Origin of the sequence: Bacillus paramycoides (assembly GCF_038971285.1) — a bacterium.
Taxonomy (GTDB): Bacteria; Bacillota; Bacilli; order Bacillales; family Bacillaceae_G; genus Bacillus_A.
Map to the genome: position 1 here is coordinate 94,773 of NZ_CP152428.1, position 20,666 is coordinate 115,438.

Consider the following 20,666-nt stretch of genomic DNA (forward strand, 5'->3'; position numbering starts at 1 on the left):
GTACTTTACTCAACAAAATCAGCAAAACCTTTGACACCCCTCGTAATATAAAATAGTTTTATAAACGAAAGTTAAGGCTTATGCTCCACTAAATTCAACAAATTATATATATCCTTTATACTTTTGTAGACGAATGCAATAAATTACTTGAATTACTACGCATAAATATTTCAGCTGTTCCATTTTCTCGAAAACTAACTACAGGAGTACCGACAGAAACAAAAGGAGTGGCAATCCAATCAGACCATTCTGAATTATTACACACCTTTTGAAGTACAATATCATCTTTGCCGACAGCAAAAATCTCCAAACGATTAGCGCTACTTGAAGAAACAGATACACCTTGGATTGGAGTTTCACCTAATTCTGACCAGGAACTCCAAACTGAACCATTCCATGAAATATGATTCAGTTTTGATTCAAGTCCAATTACAAATATATCTATTTGATTGGTTCCCCTCGAAACAGCCACGGGAGCTGATAAACAAACACCACCGATTGACTCCCATTTACTCCATTCTTTTCCATCCCAATACTTATGCCACATCGCACTATCTAAGCCGACAGCAAAAATATCTAGTCGATTTTCACACCATGAAGAGACGGCAACACCATACTGGCAAAGCCCTCCAATACTTGTCCATTCCTTTGATACTCCGATTCCTAATTCTTTGTGCCATACTGCGTTGTCTGGGCCAAGGACAAATACATCTATTTTATCAGCCGTTCTCGCAACAGCTGAAGGTGCCGAAAGACAAGAACCATCTATCTTGTCCCAATCACTCCATGAATTTTGATTCCAACTTTTATGCCAAAGAGCACAGTCAAAACCTACTGCGAAAACATCCATCTTCTTTTCATCAGTTAAGACAGCAGCAGGTACGTGAATTATCCTTCCTCCAAGGTTTTCCACAGTACCCCACTTCTGACCTTCTTCTTTTGACATCTGGTCAAAAGCGGCTTTGGCTTGAATAATTCCCGATCCAGAATAAGTGTTCCAGCCTTCTCCACCTATGCTTTTAGCGGTTTTCATAAGCGCTTGTTTTGCTTGATCTTGCGTTAAAGTTGGCCTAGCTTGCTTTAGTAACCCTACCACGCCAGCGGCAATTGGGCAGGCCGTAGATGTTCCCTTGTGTATAACATTATTTACGTTAAACTGAGCAATGCCACAGAAATCCGGCTTTTTTTGTTCTAATGCAGCAGGCCCGATACTGCTGTATCCTAACAGCTTTTCTTCGATATTGGCGGCTCCCACGGTCATTACACTTGGGTGACCGTTCGCTCCCCATATACTTTTACCGGCACCAATGTCATTCTGACATCTGAAATCTGAGCATAATTGTCCACAGTTTCCAGCCGAAAACAAGACGAGAATCCCTTCCTTAATCGCTTCCACCACCATACGTGTGAAAGGGTGATTCGGTTCTGTTGCATACCGTTCGTCCCATGCTTTCTGATAGATTCCCCAACTATTTGATAAGATATGAGGAGTACCATTTAAACGGTGTTGGTTAATTGCCCAAGAATAAGCTTGAATTGCATTACTTATCATGGCCGGAATGCTATTGTTTGGATCAGCAATTCGTAAGTCATATAGCTGGGTTTCTGGAGCCATTAACAAGGCATCTGTTGCAGTCATGTTGCCATGCTTATCCCAATACGCCCCCATTCCCCAACTGTCTATAGGAAAACCGCCAATAACATTTGGAATCCTTCCGTTTGGCGTACGCCCCATCGCTTCAATTCCACCGTCTACGATTCCGATAACAATTCCTTTCCCTTTAAATCCTTGTCTCCAAAGTTGATCAACACCTAAGTAAGCAGCCACATCTAAAGGATTGCCTTTAGCCGTTTCTGTATTACAATCAACACTCCCATGCATTATAGGGGTATCCGTAACAGTTCCCGTAGCAAAACAATTGGAAAACGGAGCAATTGGTGTGTCTAAGTAAACATCAATTACATCTACCTGTGATTTTATTTCTTCGATTTTCTCTTTTTTGATAGTTCCACGAACAAGTACGGCTTTTTCCATATTTACAGACATATCTACCATTAAATCATCCTTCGGTTGTATATGAACTGGCTGAAATTCACGATCTATGTAGAATCCATATCTATCCAATGTAGATTCTGCAGTAGACATTGCAAGACTTGGAGTGGTATCTTGGGACATACGAATCTCAACAAGAACATGAGCAATTTCTTGTTGAGATTCGTTATTTTCTGACATTGTTGCACTTCCGAGATAATCATTCATATTAAAATTTGTCATTTCTTTATTCCTCCGATTAATTATTTTGTCAAACGTATCAATCGGGTTAGATGTGAATGGTGGGCATTGAGTCCTAACCGAAGAGTTAGATGTCATTACAGATTCTTCTGTAAAACTATTGGAAAATGGGGCAATCGATGTGTCTAAGTAAACATCAATAATATTTGGTTGTGATTTTATTTCTTCTATCATCCTTTTTTCAATAATTCCACAAACGATTACAGTTTTATCCTCAGCTTCATACATATCGAGATGTTTCACTGGCTTTATGTTAACCGGGGCGAATTTACGATCTATTTTGAATCCAAATCTATCCAAGGCGGATTCTGTAGCAAAGGTCGGATTGACGTCTTTGGGCATACGTATTTCAACAAGAACACGAACAATTTCTTTTTCATTTGAAGAGTTATTTTCTAAACGTAGATTACTGTTCATATTTGAAAAAGAATCGGTATTATTTTGTGTACATTTGGGGTATTCATTCGTATCAAAGTCTTTATTTACATTCCAATTAGTCAATTTGTCGAATGCCTTCTTTGCTTGAATCATCCCCGCTCCGGCGTATGTATCCCATCCCAAGGTTCCTAAATCTTTTGCTGTTTCGATGAGTCCTTGCTTCACCAGTTTTGGTGAAAGTAACGGATTGGCCTGCTTACATAATGCGGCAACCCCTGATACGATTGGACATGCAGCTGAAGTACCAGACTCTATAAGCGGATGATATCCTTTAAAATGAACTGGTGCACATAAATCTGGTTTGTGGGGATCTAACGCTGCAGGTCCCTGACTGCTGTATGTGGCTATATTTTCTTCAAGGTCAGCAGCTCCGACGGTTATGACTAATGGATGACCATTTGCTCCCCAAATATCCTTGCCTCCACCGACATTTCCATTGCAAGTAGCGTCTGAATGACCACAAGGTTCTCCGCAGTTCCCTGCTGAAAATAATACTACGATTCCTTCCTCAATGGCTTCTGCCACGATACGATTAAATGGATGATTGAGATTTGTTGCATAATCCATACATTCGGTTGGATCGAAAATTCCCCAACTGTTAGATAAAATTTGTGGTGTGCCATCCTTGCGGTAACGCTCAATTGCCCAATGATAAGCGGCAAGCGCATTTGATAAAAGGGCCTCTGGTTTTTCATTTATGATTTCGGCAATCCGTAAATCATAAAGGTTCACTTCTGGTGCAATAAACAACACATCACTTGCAGTCATATTTCCGTGAAACGGCCAAGATGACTTTTGCCCCCAATTTTCTGTTGGAAAACCGTCGATTACCCGGTTAACCTGCCCATTTTTCGCTCTCCCTACGGCTTCGATTCCGCCATCAACAATTCCTACAACAACTCCTTTCCCTGTGTACCCATTACACCAAATTTCATGAGCTCCAAGATAGCGTACTACATCGGAAACAGTACCTGTCAGTTTTGGTATAGAGGTACAGATTGAGTTGTTTTGCGGGGGCATTTCAGGAACAAATGGTTTAATCACGGGGTCTGAATATATTCCCAAAACTTTTTCGTGAGCCCTTAGTTGATCCATATCCTCTCCCAAAATCTTTCCACGAATAATCACACCACTTTCATGAATTGATTCCATGGCTGGCCCCTCTCCTTGTGTATACGGCAAGGGGATTGGGCTGAAACTAAAATCTCTCTGAAATCCATTCAGACCAAAAGGATTGGAATCTCGTGCTAAGAAGAAATGATCATCTTCATGAGAGACACGCATTTCAATCATGACTGGAATTAAACGATTATTATCTGATTCCATATAAATCTCTCCTTTTATTCTATCTATTAATTTATTCATATAATTATTGAACCCAATTAGGTTTTAATTTATTCACATAATTATTGAACCCAATTAGGTTTTAATTTATTCACATAATTATTGAACCCAATTAGGTTTTAATTTATTCCGTCTGAGCAGGGGATTTTAATTTAGTACCAAGGTGTATAAACAGCTGTTGGATGGAAAGACTGAATTTGTAATTAAATGAAATATAAATGTTAGGGGGAAATATTATTGAAAACTGGTTTATTAAAAAACATAGAGCTTATGGTTTTTCGGTCGAATCCAAATTATGGGATTGCTATGCTTGACCAATTACCTTTTCAAATAAAACAATTGTTCACTCATTTAGAGAATGATGAGAACCATTATGCTATTCTTTATCCGTTTTATTCATTTCAACTTGAAATAAAATCTATTTGTAAAAATACAGCTTTGCTTTTCTATACTCTGCAACAGCCAGGCATTCTACCTTCTAGTTTTAAAGCATTGTTTGGAGAAAACTCACTAGAATTAATCGCTAAGATGGTTCTAGACGGAATTTTAGAAATCCAGAATAATGGCTCTTTTATTTCTGGAACAGCTGCGTATCCACTCCTTTACGAATCTATTTTTGAAGAAAAAATAGATTCTTTAATCCCTAGACTATCTATTGAGGCTTTGAAACACGGTGATTTACTCGAAGGAGCCGATTATAATACGTTAATAGCACGTATGTACTTCTATAATCGGATTCCCAACTCGCCAGAATGGGAAAAAAAATATCCATCTCCCGAATCTGTTTTAAAAACTTTAGGTCTTGATAACGGGGGGAATTTTCAGTCCCGATTTGATCAAAAATGGTCTTACCATAAGCAAAAGACAATTCAGTCTGGTTGGTTATCGTTTTCTGCTAAAGAGAAACGCTCTTCCCAAACAGAAAACCAGAGTAAGTTCAAATTGTATATCAGCCCTTTTCCAAAACCTTCTCTAATACGAGAGGTCTTCCAAGCAACAGCAGACGTACTTGGAGATATGAACGTACAGAATTTTAAGATTGGTCAAGATGTGATTGGCTTATTGAGACCAGATAAAATGGTTGCTTACTTTTCAAATTTTGAAGATTGTGAGGAAGCTGCTCTTCGTATTCGACAAAAAATAGAAGGTACACCTGCCCATGGCGTACCATTTACTGCTGATTTTTCTAACGATGGTTTACTTTCATGGGGAATGGATCCACCAATAGACATGCTATGGGGGCGTTTCAGTTGGCGTCTATGGATAATTTCCCAACTTACTAATTTCCTTTTCGAAGCAAAATTATATCCAACAACCAACGTAGAACCTTGGAAATATGCACTTGAACGTTTACAAAACATGGGCATTGATTCTTCAACATGGGCTCCACCTCATCATTTATTTACTAATACTTTATCTGGAGGTATTAATCATGGATTTTCAAGAGGCTTTAATATTACCTGAGGATGTGGAACTCACACCTGTAAAAGAGCTTCCTGCCGATATAAGAGCTAAAGTGCAGGGTAGTGAGGACTCTTATGTAATATCCCGTCCACGCTCTCGAACTCAGTCAACAATCGTTGACCCGGAAGGCGCTGCACTGCTCAAAGAGTTCCGAAGTTCAATGACTATTTACGATGCGGTTACCCGCTACAGCAAATTGAAAAAAAAAGATCCCAATAAAATTATGGAGCTGGCCTTTCCCTTGCTTATGAACTTTAAGAATTGGAACATTCTCGTACCGTCTAATTCGGAGCAGGCCAAACCAATACAACCATCGTTTCCTGAGGGATACCAGTTTAACGAACTCGAGTTAGATAAGTGCATTCAACTGGTGGAAGACAGTGAAATTTATCAAGCGAAAGATAAAGAGGGCAATCTGCTGGCACTTAAAATTATGCGTCCTTGTCATAACAATAAAATTAATCAAGTGTATGAGCGGGAAACGACTATCCTAAAACATCTGGATGGTACGTTTACTCCAAAATATATTACCGGTGGGGTCACTGAGAATCGCAGCTATATTGTAATGGAATTATGCTCAGGTGAGCATGTATCCAGAGTAGCAAAACGATTTCGCGAACTTCCTATAAAAGAAAGTCGTAATAAACTTCTGGAGCTTTGCAAAAAAATTGTATCAGCGTATGTTCATCTACATACAAATAATGTTATTCACGGAGATGTCCATCAAGGAAATCTTCTGTTCGAGGAAGAAGGTTCCCTAAAAGTAATCGATTTTGGTCTGGGTAGACTTGAAGGTACAGATAAAGATTTTTATCAACCATTCTGCGGAGGACATTTATTTTATTCTTCACCCGAGTATACAAGGCATGAACAGATAACACCTAGCGAACGGAAAGCAACATTTGCTTCGGAACAATATTCACTAGCAGCCATGCTGTACTTCCTCATCATCGGTGAACATTATCAAAAATTTTCGTATGATCGTAACGAATTGTTCCGACAAATACGTGAGGGAAGTATGTTATCCTTTACCGAATACGGGCAAGAACCTTGGCCGGAAATGGAAGAAATTTTACAAAAAGCCTTACATAAAGAGCCTGCTGGGCGTTTCCCTTCTATGGCTCATTTAGCTAAACAATTAAACCAAGTAAGGGTAGATACGGAGTCTTTTATACCAATAGAAAAAGATACTATTAAAAAAAACGAATATATAGATTTTAATCATGCTCGCAAATTTTTAGATAATATTCTTAAAAGAATCGATACTCCATCGGAAAGCTTGTTCGCTGTCACAGCTGGAATGCCACTACCATTATGCTCTACACACAGTGGGATGAATGGGATTGCCTATGCACTATATCGTATTGCAAGTATCCAGGGTGATGCCCATTTACTGGCATTGTCAGATCGTTGGCTTCACAAAACGATTGCTAGTATGGGACAGTCTAACGCCTTTTATACTAATACGAATCAGCTCACCCCTGAGGTATTAGGTCGCGTTTCTCCGTTCCATACTCCAAGTGGGATTTATATGGTGCAAGCACTCATCAGTCATGCTATGGGGGATTTTGTAACACAGCAGTCCGCTCTTGACAAATTTGTAATGACATCTTCTGTTCCTTGCGATAATTTGGATCTCACACTTGGAAAAGCAAGCACGCTTCTTGCTTGCTCGATTTTAATGGATATAACGCATGACAATAAATTATTAAACAACAGTTCTTTGCTTGCACTAGGTGATACAATTTTGCAAAGCTTATGGGAAAAATTAAATCGTTACCCTACGATTCGGGACTGTCCAGAAATGAAATATTTAGGTATCGCACACGGATGGGCTGGTGTAATGTATGCCACCATGCGCTGGTGTCAGTCAACATGCAAACCTATTCCTAATTTTATCCCGGTTCGTCTACGTGAATTAGCAGAACTGGGGGAACCTGCAGGCCGCGGGTTACGCTGGAAAAGCATTTTGTCGGATCAAGAAATTCCTTACAATTATATGTCAGGATGGTGTAATGGAACCGCTGGAATGGTTCATTTGTGGACTCTCGCTCACCAAATGCTCAAAGAGAAAACGTACCTCGATCTGGCAGAAAAGTCGGCTTGGAACGTATGGGAAGAGCCTGCTGAGATTATTGGACTTTGTTGTGGACACGCTGGTCAAGCTTACTCTCTACTTAATTTATATAAGCACACTGGTGAAGAGATTTGGCTTCAGCGAGCCCAAGAATTGATGTTAAAAGGAGTTCACACAGCTACTTCAGATCCACAAGAATTGCCCAATAGCCTATTTAGAGGTGAAATTGGTTTAGCCGTATTAATCGCTGATCTCGCAAAACCAGAATCAGCTTGTATGCCTTTATTTGAAGTAGAGGGATGGAGAGACCAAAGCTGATGAAATTAAATATGGAACAAATAACATTGGAGGTGTTAGTTCTATGTAAATGTATTTACTTTAATGGTTTGTTAAATTTTTCCTAGAGAGTATATTACATTAAATATATACTAATACTTTTTGTGTAGTTTCCCTGCAGGTGACTTCAATAAAAATGCTGAAAGGATGTTAATATGCAAAACTTTAATTGGTCAAATCTTTGCAACGGTGGACAAAATGCGGGACAGGGTTTCACTGCTAATCCGATTGCAACTAATATTTCAGCTGGTGGTCAATGCCTACCGGTAATCTCTGTTGTAACGCCTCTGACACCATTGATTTCTCAATTGGTGTGTAACGGTGGACAAAATGCGGGGCAGGGTTTCACTGCTAATCCGATTGCAACTAATATTTCAGCTGGTGGTCAATGCCTACCGATAGTTTCTGTTGTAACGCCTCTGACACCATTGATTTCTCAATTGGTGTGTAACGGTGGACAAAATGCGGGGCAGGGTTTCACTGCTAATCCGATTGCAACTAATATTTCGGCTGGTGGTCAATGCCTACCGATAGTTTCTTGCCCAATTATCAGCAGAGATCCAATTCTTTCTTTAGTACTTTGCAATGGTGGACAAAATGCGGGACAGGATTTCACTGCTAATCCGATTGCAACTAATATTTCAGCTGGTGGTCAATGCCTACCGATAGTTTCTGTTGTAACGCCTCTGACACCATTGATTTCTCAATTGGTGTGTAACGGTGGACAAAATGCGGGGCAGGGTTTCACTGCTAATCCGATTGCAACTAATATTTCGGCTGGTGGTCAATGCCTACCGATAGTTTCTTGCCCAATTATCAGCAGAGATCCAATTCTTTCTTTAGTACTTTGCAATGGTGGACAAAATGCGGGACAGGATTTCACTGCTAATCCGATTGCAACTAATATTTCAGCTGGTGGTCAATGCCTACCGATAGTTTCTGTTGTAACGCCTCTGACACCATTGATTTCTCAATTGGTGTGTAACGGTGGACAAAATGCGGGGCAGGGTTTCACTGCTAATCCGATTGCAACTAATATTTCGGCTGGTGGTCAATGCCTACCGATAGTTTCTTGCCCAATTATCAGCAGAGATCCAATTCTTTCTTTAGTACTTTGCAATGGTGGACAAAATGCGGGACAGGGTTTCACTGCTAATCCGATTGCAACTAATATTTCAGCTGGTGGTCAATGCCTACCGATAGTTTCTGTTGTAACGCCTCTGACACCATTGATTTCTCAATTGGTGTGTAACGGTGGACAAAATGCGGGGCAGGGTTTCACTGCTAATCCGATTGCAACTAATATTTCGGCTGGTGGTCAATGCCTACCGATAGTTTCTTGCCCAATTATCAGCAGAGATCCAATTCTTTCTTTAGTACTTTGCAATGGTGGACAAAATGCGGGACAGGATTTCACTGCTAATCCGATTGCAACTAATATTTCAGCTGGTGGTCAATGCCTACCGATAGTTTCTGTTGTAACGCCTCTGACACCATTGATTTCTCAATTGGTGTGTAACGGTGGACAAAATGCGGGGCAGGGTTTCACTGCTAATCCGATTGCAACTAATATTTCGGCTGGTGGTCAATGCCTACCGATAGTTTCTTGCCCAATTATCAGCAGAGATCCAATTCTTTCTTTAGTACTTTGCAATGGTGGACAAAATGCGGGACAGGATTTCACTGCTAATCCGATTGCAACTAATATTTCAGCTGGTGGTCAATGCCTACCGATAGTTTCTGTTGTAACGCCTCTGACACCATTGATTTCTCAATTGGTGTGTAACGGTGGACAAAATGCGGGGCAGGGTTTCACAACTAACAATCAAACTGGCTCAATAAACCTACCTACTGCTTTAAACCAATATAAGCAATATTTGAAACAAGTTATCGAACAGATTGAAAAAGTGGAAACAAATTGTGACAATAATCAAGTAAATTAATGAAAAAAGTTTAATCTCGTTAAATAGAGAACTATAAAAATGCCATAATGCAGCAACCGTTTCACGGTATTCCACCGGGGAACGGTTGTAACCATTATGGATGTAGGAAAGTTATATTAGTACTGTACCTATCGCTTAGTTGAATTGACTGTTGGTCCTTTATTGTTCCAAATTAAAATCCTCACCTATTATAATTACACCATTATATCCCCCTTTCCTTATAAGCAGTTATAATTCTTCAGAGTATGATTGAAGGGAATTCTTTACACACAGCATCAGGTATGATTCGAAGTTAACTTCTCAAACACGGCTAGACATAAATTATTAATGGATTAAAACAAATGGATTTTGAACAGCTCCATGTATTTTGAATGGAGGAAATTTAATTCCTATACTCGAATAAAGTTAAATGAAAAAATGTAAATTTTGGAAATTAGATACTTCTATATAAAGGGAAAAAGCCCTTGTTCTTAATCTATAGGCCGCCACAAATCCACTCATTCAAAAGGAATTGGTCAAGGATATATTATTGTATCTCGTTTAGATAATGCAATATGTTCTAAATTATCAATTTCTAATGTGCTTTGCACAGATACGTGGAGGGCATTTAAACCTTTTGTTAATGAAAAAGCTTTAGGTCATTATCGATATAAATCAGCTTTGCAAGGTATCGGTAAGAGGTCTTTGTGATATTTTTAAAGCAAATAACAATACAACTGTCTGAATTGACCGTTTTTAGGCGTGGCAACCTATTTTTTAACACATTATTTCAGTTGGTTACACTTTAAAGAGCCACTTATGATGAGCTGAGATTATCGAGAATTTTAAGAAGGTATACTTTCAAGCACCTGTTGGATAAACAAAACAAGTCCTACTTTCGTTCTCAAATCATTGACGATAAAATTAATGATGCTGGTAAGGAATAATTAATAGTTATCTAACTATTGTGGAGTTTCAGGTATGTGTTCAAGCAAGAAACTAATATTTTACATATAAAAAGGAAGATAGATGAGGCACTTTGAATATTACTGTTGAGATGCGTAGGATCGTTGAAAATCTAATGGAATTAATAATAAAAAACGTTAGGGTTTAGTTAACACCTAATATAATTTATCGATATTTCCTATAGTAATTTCCCCTTATTTAAAATGAATGACCATCAATAAATTACTAAGATTGGTGGGGAAATTTATTCAATAGATGTTGTTATTGTTTTGGATATTGAAATAAAATGTATTTCAATATCCAAAACAATTTTAAGAAAGAACCGTAACAGGTTCTTTCTAATTATCAACTGTTTTTACAGCTTTTACGGCTTTACTTGCATCAATTCTTCCTAAACCGTATCGATTATTCCATCCTTGTCCATCTGGTGGATTTCTCCTTGCTGCTTTCTTTATAATTTCTCGGATTTGGTCTATGCTGAGATTGATACAATTAGCCTGAGCTTCAGCAAGAACTAATGCAATAACACCTGATACTGCTGGTGCGGCCATACTCGTACCTGACATCTTTGTCACACCATTTAATGTGCCAGAAGCTGCGGCTATTACAGCATGACCCGGTGCGCTAATCTCTGGTTTTTGTCGACCATCACGTGTTGGTCCTGCACTTGAAGATATATAAATAGGAGTATCAGGGACATGTGCATCATAGGCACCGACTACAATACTTTTATGTCCACAAGAGATTGAATCTAAAGTATGCGTATTATTTTGAGGTGAAATAAAGCTAGATTGACCACGAGGAAGATCTCTTTCAATCCAAGCATGAAAAGCACCATGATTTACTCTGGTACCATGGATACGCACTGTCCAAGTACCCGTGGGTATTCCTTTCTCAAGGAAAATACCTATTTCATTGTCATTGTTGTTTGGGTCGCTTTTTCGATTTACCATAAACACCAAGGTGTTTCCTTGATCGTCCAGTACTTTACAATTTTCTCCAAGATTAATCTTGCCGATACTATCTCCTTCAGGATTAATGAGCTCTAAAAGGAACTCATCCTCACCTTTATACCATATTTCAAGCTCATTAAACGTAAAATCTTTATCATTTATTTTCCAGTGAAGATCAAAAGAACCTCTATTAGGTACTAAACCTTCAGCATGAATACCGTGGTTATATGAATTACCAGCCGCAATAACTACGGCACGATTAGGTTTTTCAATTAAAAGACCATCTATCCCCTGTTCAACAAGGGATGTTCCGTCATGTGGACCACCATATGTTCCTAGGCTAATATTAATTACACAAGGCCGCTCTCCAGCCAAATCAAAAATGAATTTTACTCCATCAAGAATCTGTTTAGAGTCTCCAAGCGTTGAATTAACAACTTCTTCCCCTATCCAAGGAATATCGCTAGGATAAGCTTGTACAAACACTATATCTGCATTAGGAGCCACACCGGGGATACCAGTAGCACGCCCATTACCAACGGCAATATCCATTACATGTGTACCATGCCTTGGAGCTTCTGGGTCAAAGGGGATTATAGGATAACCCAAGGTTTTATATGGCTGAGAAGAATTTAACGCACTATTGATTTGATCACTAGTAAAGACTCTCCCATATTCAACTGAACTATCGGTGTTTTTCTCCGCACTCTGATCCCAGATAGCTAGTATCCGTGTTGATTTGTCTTGATTTTGGAAGTTTTGGTGAACAAAATCACAACCATCATCTATTATCCCAACCACTATGTCCTGACCTCCATAATCCTTTGCAGCACCTGGTGGTAGGAGATTGCTTCTTGCAGCAATCTCTTCAATTGTGCTTTTTAACAAAGGTTTTACTGGTCTAACGGCTTTCAAGCTTAACACAACTTGTGACTGTCTTATCTTCTCCATTTCAGTCAATTCAACTTTAGCTGTCACGATTCGACCTGATTTATCTGGTGCCATAGAGATATCATTAGTTTGAAGGACCCCCGGAATAGTGCTCCAAGTATAAAGATCCTTCACCTTTGCGATTACAGATATTTCTTTCTCTGCTGTAGTAATTCCTTGGATATCCATATTCTGCTGACTTTTTGCAATAATCCTTTGTAGTCTTGGATCGAGATTTACTGGAATCTGTTCCTTGGTCTTTTCTAATCGCATAGTTTTCTCCTCTCAGTAGATACAAAATTTTTACATAAATAGTATGGTCATCCCTATGTTTAATATGTAATGTTTTCAATAACTGATTAGTCCTAATTTTGTTGTTATAGAAATTAGGACTAATTTAGCAATTACCTTTTAAGCTATTAATACTGTACCTTCCATAAGATTCCTGTAGTGTGAAGTGCTTCGTATTTTGGAAATATACAATTAAAAATCATAAATAAATTAACAAATAACACCAACAGATATATCTGTTGGTGTTATTTGTTAATTTATTTATGATTGTAAAATTTCTTGTATTTCTTCAATACGTAAATTTGTAAACCTTGCAATATCATCTATTGGCATTCCATTTTTGTGCATACCACGAATAAGTTGCATTTTTCCTTCTTCTATACCTTTTTTAATCCCTTGCTGCTCTGCATGAGCGAACTTTGCGGCCTCGTCCATAAGAGTTTTTTCCCTAGCTTCATACGCTTGTCTGAAAGAAGAATCTTGACTCATACGTTCCCATTTATTCATTGCTTTTTGTAAAATAGGGTCTTGGTTCATCGCAATATCCTCCAATGTTTGGGTTAAATGTTCATCTTCATTCGCTGGTAGAAGTAATAACCAACGAACGAAAGAATCTTCCCAGGGATTTACTTGTTCATTACGCCACTGCTGCATGAGTTTTGGAATCTCTACAATATGAATTTCTATATCATCACTTAATACCTTCTGTTGTTGTTGATTCCATAGAATTCCTGTTGTATGGAATGCCTCGTATTCAGAAAACATAACGAAATTTAACAAATTAATCGTAATTGATTTATGGAGCGAACTATATGGCATTCCTTTTTGAAGTTGGGACGTGTATAGCCTTCCCCAATAATATAAACTTCTCTTAATCATATCATGATTATTATTTAGCTGTATTTCCACATTTACCTTTGTTCCCGTATCTAATGTGGTGGAAATATCTAAAATTGATAATTTATCCTCTTCATGTTCTCGATGCAAGTGTGGGTCTTCTAATTGCAAAGAAACAATAGGGGATTCTAAAGAACCTTGTAATATTGCATTTAAAAACGCAATTAGAATATCTTCATTTCCACTTGTACCAAATAATTGTTTAAAAGCAAAATCAATGCGTAAATTCACTAATTGTTGGTTGTTCATGGGTTTCTCTCTCTCCACCTCATAAGATGTTTTTCTTTCATTGTACATAAAAGAGTGGTACACATGCAAACAAGTTCTTATTTCAACATACATAAGGGTTTTAATAATTTTTAAGGATTTAACAGTGTATATTTTTTTGAACTCCTCCCTATTTTTCGTATTTACGGCACGGAAATTTCAAAGGGTCTGTTATTGAAAGAATTTTGTTATTAGTAAATACATAATGAATGGAAAAACCTATTTCAAACTTTTAAATGAAAAATAAAAAAGCCTTGTGGTAAAAAAGACATTTTTATTTTAGTTCAATTATATACCGACTTTCCTCTGAACTACATAAACTTGCTGTATCAATTTTCACGTGATATGTACCTAACCGTCGCCTTACTTCTGACTTTAATTTTTCATTTGCTTCTTCTAAAGAACGCGCTGGAATGATTGTAGATTGTATGTTCGTTACCTTGCCCTCATACATTACTGAGAATTTTAGTTCATATTGATGTATCATGGTTTCGTCACTCCCCTCGTTTTCCTTACAAATCACGATTGTTTATCGTCTGATTTTTAGCTTTTGGATATATATATGCAATAATTTTTTTAAAAATGATTGTTTCATCTCAGTTCTCTCATAAATTTATTTAAACTATTTAAAACCTCGAATAACATACAAGATTTCATATCAATATCCATGTGTATTAATATATTTTTCAAAAAGGATTACAAACGAATATATAAATTTATTTTTTTAGAATCTAAATAATTTCACGTATCTTAATATTAGTAAAAATATTTTTCAATAAATAAGTGAAAAGTACTAACAGCGTTTTTTCATTTTATGGATACAATTTTTAAATTTGATGGCGATAAGATAGAACCTCTATTTGGGCGAAGCTAAAAGCTTGGGAATTACTCGGCCATCGATAAACTTAGATTAAATTTAAAAAGAACCAATAATTTCGAAGTTTTAAGGTATTATGATCCGCTGCAATAAGCAAAAGATCTAAAGTGTAATCTTGAGAAGATGTGAAGAAAGTAATTGAAGGAAAAAATTTCTCAGATGATGGCGAACCTGACGACTACTCCGACAACAGAAGACATAGTACGCATGTAGCTGGAACTATGGCGGCTACCATTAATAGAACCGGAGTAGTACCGGAAGTAAGCATCCTCATTTTGAAAGTATTTGATAAAGATGGTTTTGCCTAGAATACAAATGTGATTAAAGTTATTGATCACGCAATATCATAATTTCTATAATTAACGTGCAAAATAACCCCTGTACCACAGATTTTGAACACTAAACAGGAGGTTTGAACTCATGAAATTACCTGAGGAAAGCAAGCACAAGGTAAGTGCGATGATGGTGAAGCACTTAGAGGATTTACGTGATGAAGAGCAGATCATTAACGTTTTCCTTAAAAAGGATAGCCAAATAAGTACAGCATCCTTAAATACTCAACTTGAGGAAGTAGGTGCTAAAGTGATTGATCGATTTGATACGATCAACACAGATGTTATACAAGTAAAGGCTAGTCATCTTAAGGAGATTCTTAAAAATCCAGCGGTCAAGTCTGTTGTTATGGAGCAAACGTATCACCTTACATTGGATGTTGCTAACAAGGTTGTGACTAATCCTGTAAATCCAGATATTGAGACTTCCTTAAGTGGTAAGGGGGTAACGATTGCGATTATTGATACAGGTATTTACCCACATCCAGACCTAACCATGCCAAATAATCGAATCATTGGTTTTTATGATGTATTCAAGAAACAAGAGGTAGAGCCCTTTGACGATGGCGGGCATGGGACTCACTGCGCGGGATGTGCTGCTGGAAATGGGCATAGCAGCGGTGGGAAATACCGGGGGTTAGCATATCAAGCAAACCTTGTTGGGGTCCGAGTTTTTGAAGGGCCTAATACGTCAACTAGAAGAATCATTCAAGGGATAGAATGGTGTATTAAGAATAAGGAGAAGTATGATATCAAAGTTATGTCATTATCTCTTGGCGCGATAGCTCTAAACCCGCCAGAAATTGATCCGTTGTGCACAATCTTAAGAGAAGCTCAAAACCATGGTATCACAGTCTTGGCAGCTGCAGGTAATGAAGGTCCATTTCCACAATCGATAGGTAGCCCAGGGACAGAACCTGAAGTTATCACGGTAGGGGCAACCAATGATAAAAATACAGTAGGGAGCGCTGATGATGCCATTAGTAACTTCTCAAGTCGAGGACCAACAAAATTCGGTCATCAGAAGCCGGATGTTGTTGCACCAGGAACGAACATTATCTCACTCAGGTCAGTGAACTCTGATTATGACCAATCCTTTCCTGAAAAGAGGGTTGGGGAGGACTACTGTACAATGAACGGAACTTCTATGGCTACACCAATCGTTGCTGGTCTTGCAGCGCTTCTATATGAGGCCAAACCAGATGCAACCCCAGAGGAAATCAGGGATGCTATTCTAAAAGGAGCAAAAGACTTGTTCCATGATGCAGATAGTGCGGGTAGGGGCTACACGAGTCTTAAAAGTTCACTTGAACATTTGTAGGTTCCTATAACTATATAACATAAACAGATCAACAAAAAAGTGACAGTTTAGGACTTTATTTTCGCGTCCATGACTGTCACTTTTTTTCTCCTGGGGAAGTCTACATCGTCATCAACTTAAAAAATTGATTGAGCCCCAAAATGAAAAAAACGAGTCAAATTCTCATAAATAACTGTAAAAAGGTAAATTTCTCGTAATAGAGATGTCTCAAAATCTTAGCTTGATGGATGTGGCGCTACCCCACATCCATCAACTTAAGGGATAGTTTAGAGGACTTAATTGAAGCAGAATTGATTTTTTCAGATGAAAGATATATCGATGGTATTATGGATTTTATTAAAAATAATATTAAGTGGATTAATTATTGTGTTCAAATAATACTTAAAAAAAATGATAATAAATCAAAAGGTGAGAATTTAATTAAGAAACTTAGAGAATATGTGGAAAGCAACGAAGAAATAAATCCTCAAATTGCTGCATCACTTGAAAGACTTAATCAATAGGTATTTTAAAACTGAAAGTTACTTTGCAAAAGGTAACTTGATGGTAATAGCGACTGGGCTTGCAAGTTTGTCTAGTTTTTATTGTCTTATTTAAAATAAAAAGAGTAGCATGGCATAGCGACATGTGGTCATCTCCCTGTCAAGTAGACAGTAATAAAAAGAGTATTATGCCACGGCCTTTTCCCGATATTCTATCGGGGAAAGGCCGTGAAGTTTTTCTTGGAACCTTTCTGTATTATAGAAGTGAATATATTCTTGAATTGCTCGATAGGCCATTTCATATGTTTTTGGGCGCACTAAATACAACTTCTCTGTTTTTAAATGTGAGAAGAATGATTCGATACACGCATTATCAAAACAGTTTCTACGTCTAGAATGACTACCGACAAATCCTAATTTCTCTAACTGTTTTGCGTAGGATTTAGATGTATATTGAAACCCTTGATCTGAATGGAAAAGGGGCTTAGTGGTTAATGACTTCTCTTCTAATTGACGTAATGTAGTTAAAACCAAATCTAAATCATTTCTTGAAGATAGCTCCCAGGCAACAATTTCATTGTTGTATAGATCTAACACAGCTGACAAATAGGCAAATTGTTCTCCGATTCGCACATAAGTAATATCTGTTACGAATTTTTGGTTTTGCTTTTCAGCCTGAAACTCTCGATTCAAATGATTTTTAAATATCACAGATGTTTTTCTTCCATAAAATGGACGTTTTTTTGAATGATAGATTGAATATCCAGCTCTCTCATGAGACGACGAACACGTTTATGATTGATTACCATTCCTTCCCGTGTAGATTTGGATTGCGCTTTTTTAAATACTCAACCTGTGCCTTCAAATAAGCATTTTCTTCTTCTAGACTATTAAAATTCTTTCGATTCCAGACACCACGTTGATCATCAAAGGACTCCCCCTGTTGCGCACGTTTTACCCACTCAATAATCTGGGCATCGCTCTTCACACTGAGTTGTTCACGAATTTCTCGCAATGATTTTCTCTCTTCTAATCGAAGATGAACTGCTTCTCGCTTTAGTTCTTCTGTATATTTTTGAAATGATTGTCCCTTTCTTGCCATAAAAAAATCCCCTCCAGATAAAACAGTATTGAGTCCATCATATCAGATGGACTCTTTTTTTACTGTCTACCTATAGGGGATAATACCAATGTTACTCTTTTTTTTGAATCAATTTTTAGCATTTGAATTTGAAAGATGTCACTGTCTTTTATGCTCAGGACTAGCATTTCATCTTTTAGTGAGCGTCAAGATTCAATTTAGATAGGACTTAGTAGTCCTATTTAGTAAAGTATATTAGTAGAGAGAATATAATCCCTCATTTTCCCTCATTATCAAACCTCTATTTTCATTTGATTCGCTAAATTTATGTAGGTGTGTAAAAATTATATATTAACTGACGGTTATGAGTCTGTGTTTTTTATGGATTGTTTGTAGTAATCGAAATATCTTTTTAATGATAAGTTAGATTTAAATCCTATTTGTTTCATGATTTCTTCAGATGTAGTATCCCCTTGAAACCTCCTTAAAATAAAGGTGTTTCGAAAATGCTGAGCAGAAATTCCCTTTCGAAGATTAACACGTTTCACTTCTAAACGAATCATTTTTTGTATTGAGATTTCGGTTAAAAATTTTGGTGCATCATCCTCATAGCTCCAGTGATATGTCCCCCGGGTAAAATCAAAAGCAACAAATAACGGATCATTGCTGTGATATTTAGGGCGTACAGGTTCAGGAATAGTTTTATAGTAATTGTATAAGTGTAGTTTATCTTCTTCCTTCAAATGAATGGTTCTATTCACTTTTGAGTCTTCAGGAATCGATAAAGTGTTATTTCGAAATGAACGTGTACCATTCGTAAAGAAACAAGCTCTTTTAAAGAGAGTCCATAATCCAGGAGTAATGTGATGATAGAACTATTTCGCTCTAAGATCATTGGGCGTGTTGATTGTTGTTTTTCTGTAAGGCCCTCTAGTGAAGAAATGACTTCTTTTAAGCGTGCTCCTTCCTGGAAAGAAACGAAATCCTCCTTGCGCAATGTGCGATCAGGTGGATTTATCTGAATAGACCCTTCAATGGGGCTTGGTAAATTCAAGTATTCGTACAGCCTATTTAAGACAATATATATACGATGAACCGTTTTATCAGCGTATTGACGATCCTCTTTTAAATATTTAAAAAACGCTTTGAAATCATTTTTATAGAGCGATTCCCAAACGTTATTTTCATTTATTTCTTTTGATAGGTACAGCCATTGAATGAAACTTTCTACATCATATATATATCGTTTAATAGTTGAAGGTTTTCTTCCCTTACTTAATAAATAAGAGGAGAATCCTTGTATTGTGTCTTGGATTTCTTGCATAAATACAGTCTCCCCTACTTTTAATGATATTTATATTAATTGTTTAGTTAACGCTCTCCGTTTTCATAACGTTTCACAATTCTATAAAACGTGGAACTGCTTTGTATATTGCTTCTTCTCATGGCTTCAACCGCTGTAATCTCCCCATTTTTCCAATCTTTATAGGCTGCAATAAATTCTTCTGTGATTTGTACCCTTGGCCTTCCCATATGAGTTCCTTTCTTCTTAGCGATATCAATGCCTTCACGTTGACGGACTTTAATTCTGGTTCTTTCTTCTTCTGCAAGCCAAGAAAGAATTTGTAATACTAGATCGGTAATGAGGGTACCTAAACTATCTTTATATTTAGTTGTATCAAGTAATGGCATATCTAATACGACAATATGTGCTTTAATGTTTTGTGTAATATCTTTCCACTGCTGAAGAATGCCTTCTTTATTTCTTCCAAAACGATCTAAAGAATGTATATACAGAATATCACCCTCTCTTAACATTCTTTTTAGAAGTTGATATTGATAGCGGTTAAAATCCCTACCGCTTTGTTTGTCTATAAAAATGTCACGTTCATCTGTTACGAATTTTTTAATCGATTCAATTTGACGCGCTTCGTTTTGATCCTTTGTACTAATTCTTATATAACCAAATTTTCTAATATTCATTTTAAATCCAACCAATCTATTTTGTTTTCGGATAATTCACTAAAAATAAATGATTATTCAATTTTGAAGTATTATTCTCATTATACAACAAAAAACACTTCAAAAGGTATGTTTATTTATGGGATGCCCCTAAAGTTAGATTATAAACCTTTTGATAATCGTTAATCTATAAAAAAACAACCACCCCAAAAGGAGTACCTTTTGATGTAGTTATAAGAAAATTATTAATGAGGTTTATTTACAAAATTCTACTGAAGGAATCAGAAAGGAAATAGATATATTAAATAAAGTTTAATCCCTATTATTTTGATCAATCTTTTTTTCAAAATAACAGGGATTCTTCTATTATAAAATCAAAGTTCATAGCATTTTTTTAATCAAACTTTATTTAAAAGCTACAGCTTGAGAAGAA

Annotated in this window: 11 protein-coding genes and 3 pseudogenes; 6 read left to right on the forward strand and 8 right to left on the reverse strand. The window is 37.1% G+C overall.

Annotated features, from left to right (window positions below; translation table 11 throughout):
- Positions 1-115: 115 nt before the first annotated feature.
- A complete protein-coding gene (locus tag AAG068_RS27905; protein ID WP_342719865.1) occupies positions 116-3,751 on the reverse strand; it encodes a S8 family serine peptidase in 3,636 nt (1,211 codons plus the stop codon).
- Between the two features lie 561 nt (positions 3,752-4,312).
- Here AAG068_RS27905 and AAG068_RS27910 point away from each other — a divergent pair.
- From AAG068_RS27910 to AAG068_RS27920, 3 genes are all read left to right on the forward strand, one after another.
- The gene (locus AAG068_RS27910) at positions 4,313-5,539 is read left to right on the forward strand and encodes a hypothetical protein (RefSeq protein WP_342719866.1); all 1,227 of its coding nucleotides are present in this window, start codon (positions 4,313-4,315) and stop codon (positions 5,537-5,539) included.
- On the forward strand, positions 5,508-7,934 hold the full coding sequence (locus AAG068_RS27915; protein WP_342719867.1) for a lanthionine synthetase LanC family protein: 2,427 nt from the start codon (positions 5,508-5,510) through the stop codon (positions 7,932-7,934). The genes AAG068_RS27910 and AAG068_RS27915 overlap by 32 nt, the downstream gene beginning before the upstream one ends.
- A gap of 173 nt (positions 7,935-8,107) precedes the next feature.
- On the forward strand, positions 8,108-9,895 hold the full coding sequence (locus tag AAG068_RS27920; RefSeq protein ID WP_342719868.1) for a hypothetical protein: 1,788 nt from the start codon (positions 8,108-8,110) through the stop codon (positions 9,893-9,895).
- Positions 9,896-11,178: 1,283 nt separating this feature from the next.
- On the opposite strand, the gene AAG068_RS27925 is transcribed toward AAG068_RS27920, so the two are convergent.
- From AAG068_RS27925 to AAG068_RS27935, 3 genes are all read right to left on the reverse strand, one after another.
- On the reverse strand, positions 11,179-12,996 hold the full coding sequence (locus AAG068_RS27925; protein ID WP_342719869.1) for a S8 family peptidase: 1,818 nt from the start codon (positions 12,994-12,996) through the stop codon (positions 11,179-11,181).
- A 279-nt stretch (positions 12,997-13,275) separates the two neighbouring features.
- Entirely contained in the window at positions 13,276-14,160 is an 885-nt protein-coding gene (locus AAG068_RS27930) for an Rpn family recombination-promoting nuclease/putative transposase (RefSeq protein ID WP_342719870.1), read from the reverse strand.
- A gap of 292 nt (positions 14,161-14,452) precedes the next feature.
- A complete protein-coding gene (locus tag AAG068_RS27935) occupies positions 14,453-14,665 on the reverse strand; it encodes a hypothetical protein (protein WP_342719871.1) in 213 nt (70 codons plus the stop codon).
- Positions 14,666-15,180: 515 nt separating this feature from the next.
- On the opposite strand from AAG068_RS27935, the gene AAG068_RS27940 reads away from it, so the two are divergent.
- The 3 genes from AAG068_RS27940 (at position 15,181) to AAG068_RS27950 (ending at position 17,211) form a co-directional block, all read left to right on the forward strand.
- Positions 15,181-15,363 carry a S8 family serine peptidase gene (locus tag AAG068_RS27940; RefSeq protein WP_342719872.1) on the forward strand — a complete coding sequence of 61 codons (183 nt, stop codon included), beginning with the start codon at positions 15,181-15,183 and terminating at the stop codon, positions 15,361-15,363.
- Between the two features lie 112 nt (positions 15,364-15,475).
- Complete coding sequence (locus tag AAG068_RS27945) at positions 15,476-16,708, forward strand: S8 family peptidase (protein WP_342719873.1); 1,233 nt, start codon at positions 15,476-15,478, stop codon at positions 16,706-16,708.
- Between the two features lie 227 nt (positions 16,709-16,935).
- Positions 16,936-17,211: a hypothetical protein gene (locus AAG068_RS27950; protein ID WP_342719874.1), complete on the forward strand. Its 276-nt coding sequence runs from the start codon at positions 16,936-16,938 to the stop codon at positions 17,209-17,211.
- Between the two features lie 165 nt (positions 17,212-17,376).
- Here the strand turns inward: AAG068_RS27950 and AAG068_RS27955 are convergent.
- The 4 genes and pseudogenes from AAG068_RS27955 to AAG068_RS27970 form a co-directional block, all read right to left on the reverse strand.
- A pseudogene (locus tag AAG068_RS27955) lies at positions 17,377-18,292 on the reverse strand (IS3 family transposase).
- 59 nt (positions 18,293-18,351) lie between these two features.
- Positions 18,352-18,562 (reverse strand): annotated as a pseudogene (locus AAG068_RS27960) (hypothetical protein).
- A 71-nt stretch (positions 18,563-18,633) separates the two neighbouring features.
- A pseudogene (locus AAG068_RS27965) lies at positions 18,634-19,595 on the reverse strand (tyrosine-type recombinase/integrase).
- Positions 19,596-19,642: 47 nt separating this feature from the next.
- Positions 19,643-20,254 (reverse strand): recombinase family protein, encoded by a 612-nt coding sequence (locus AAG068_RS27970; protein WP_342719875.1) that lies wholly within the window; start codon positions 20,252-20,254, stop codon positions 19,643-19,645.
- Positions 20,255-20,666: the final 412 nt, after the last annotated feature.

Coding starts and splice junctions, on each gene's coding strand:
- AAG068_RS27905 (WP_342719865.1), bottom strand. CDS start 3,751: ATGCCCCCGCAAAACAACTCAATCTGTACCTCTATACCAAAACTGACA.
- AAG068_RS27915 (WP_342719867.1), top strand. CDS start 5,508: ATGGATTTTCAAGAGGCTTTAATATTACCTGAGGATGTGGAACTCACA.
- AAG068_RS27920 (WP_342719868.1), top strand. CDS start 8,108: ATGCAAAACTTTAATTGGTCAAATCTTTGCAACGGTGGACAAAATGCG.
- AAG068_RS27925 (WP_342719869.1), bottom strand. CDS start 12,996: ATGCGATTAGAAAAGACCAAGGAACAGATTCCAGTAAATCTCGATCCA.
- AAG068_RS27930 (WP_342719870.1), bottom strand. CDS start 14,160: ATGAACAACCAACAATTAGTGAATTTACGCATTGATTTTGCTTTTAAA.
- AAG068_RS27935 (WP_342719871.1), bottom strand. CDS start 14,665: ATGATACATCAATATGAACTAAAATTCTCAGTAATGTATGAGGGCAAG.
- AAG068_RS27945 (WP_342719873.1), top strand. CDS start 15,476: ATGAAATTACCTGAGGAAAGCAAGCACAAGGTAAGTGCGATGATGGTG.
- AAG068_RS27950 (WP_342719874.1), top strand. CDS start 16,936: ATGTGGCGCTACCCCACATCCATCAACTTAAGGGATAGTTTAGAGGAC.
- AAG068_RS27970 (WP_342719875.1), bottom strand. CDS start 20,254: ATGAATATTAGAAAATTTGGTTATATAAGAATTAGTACAAAGGATCAA.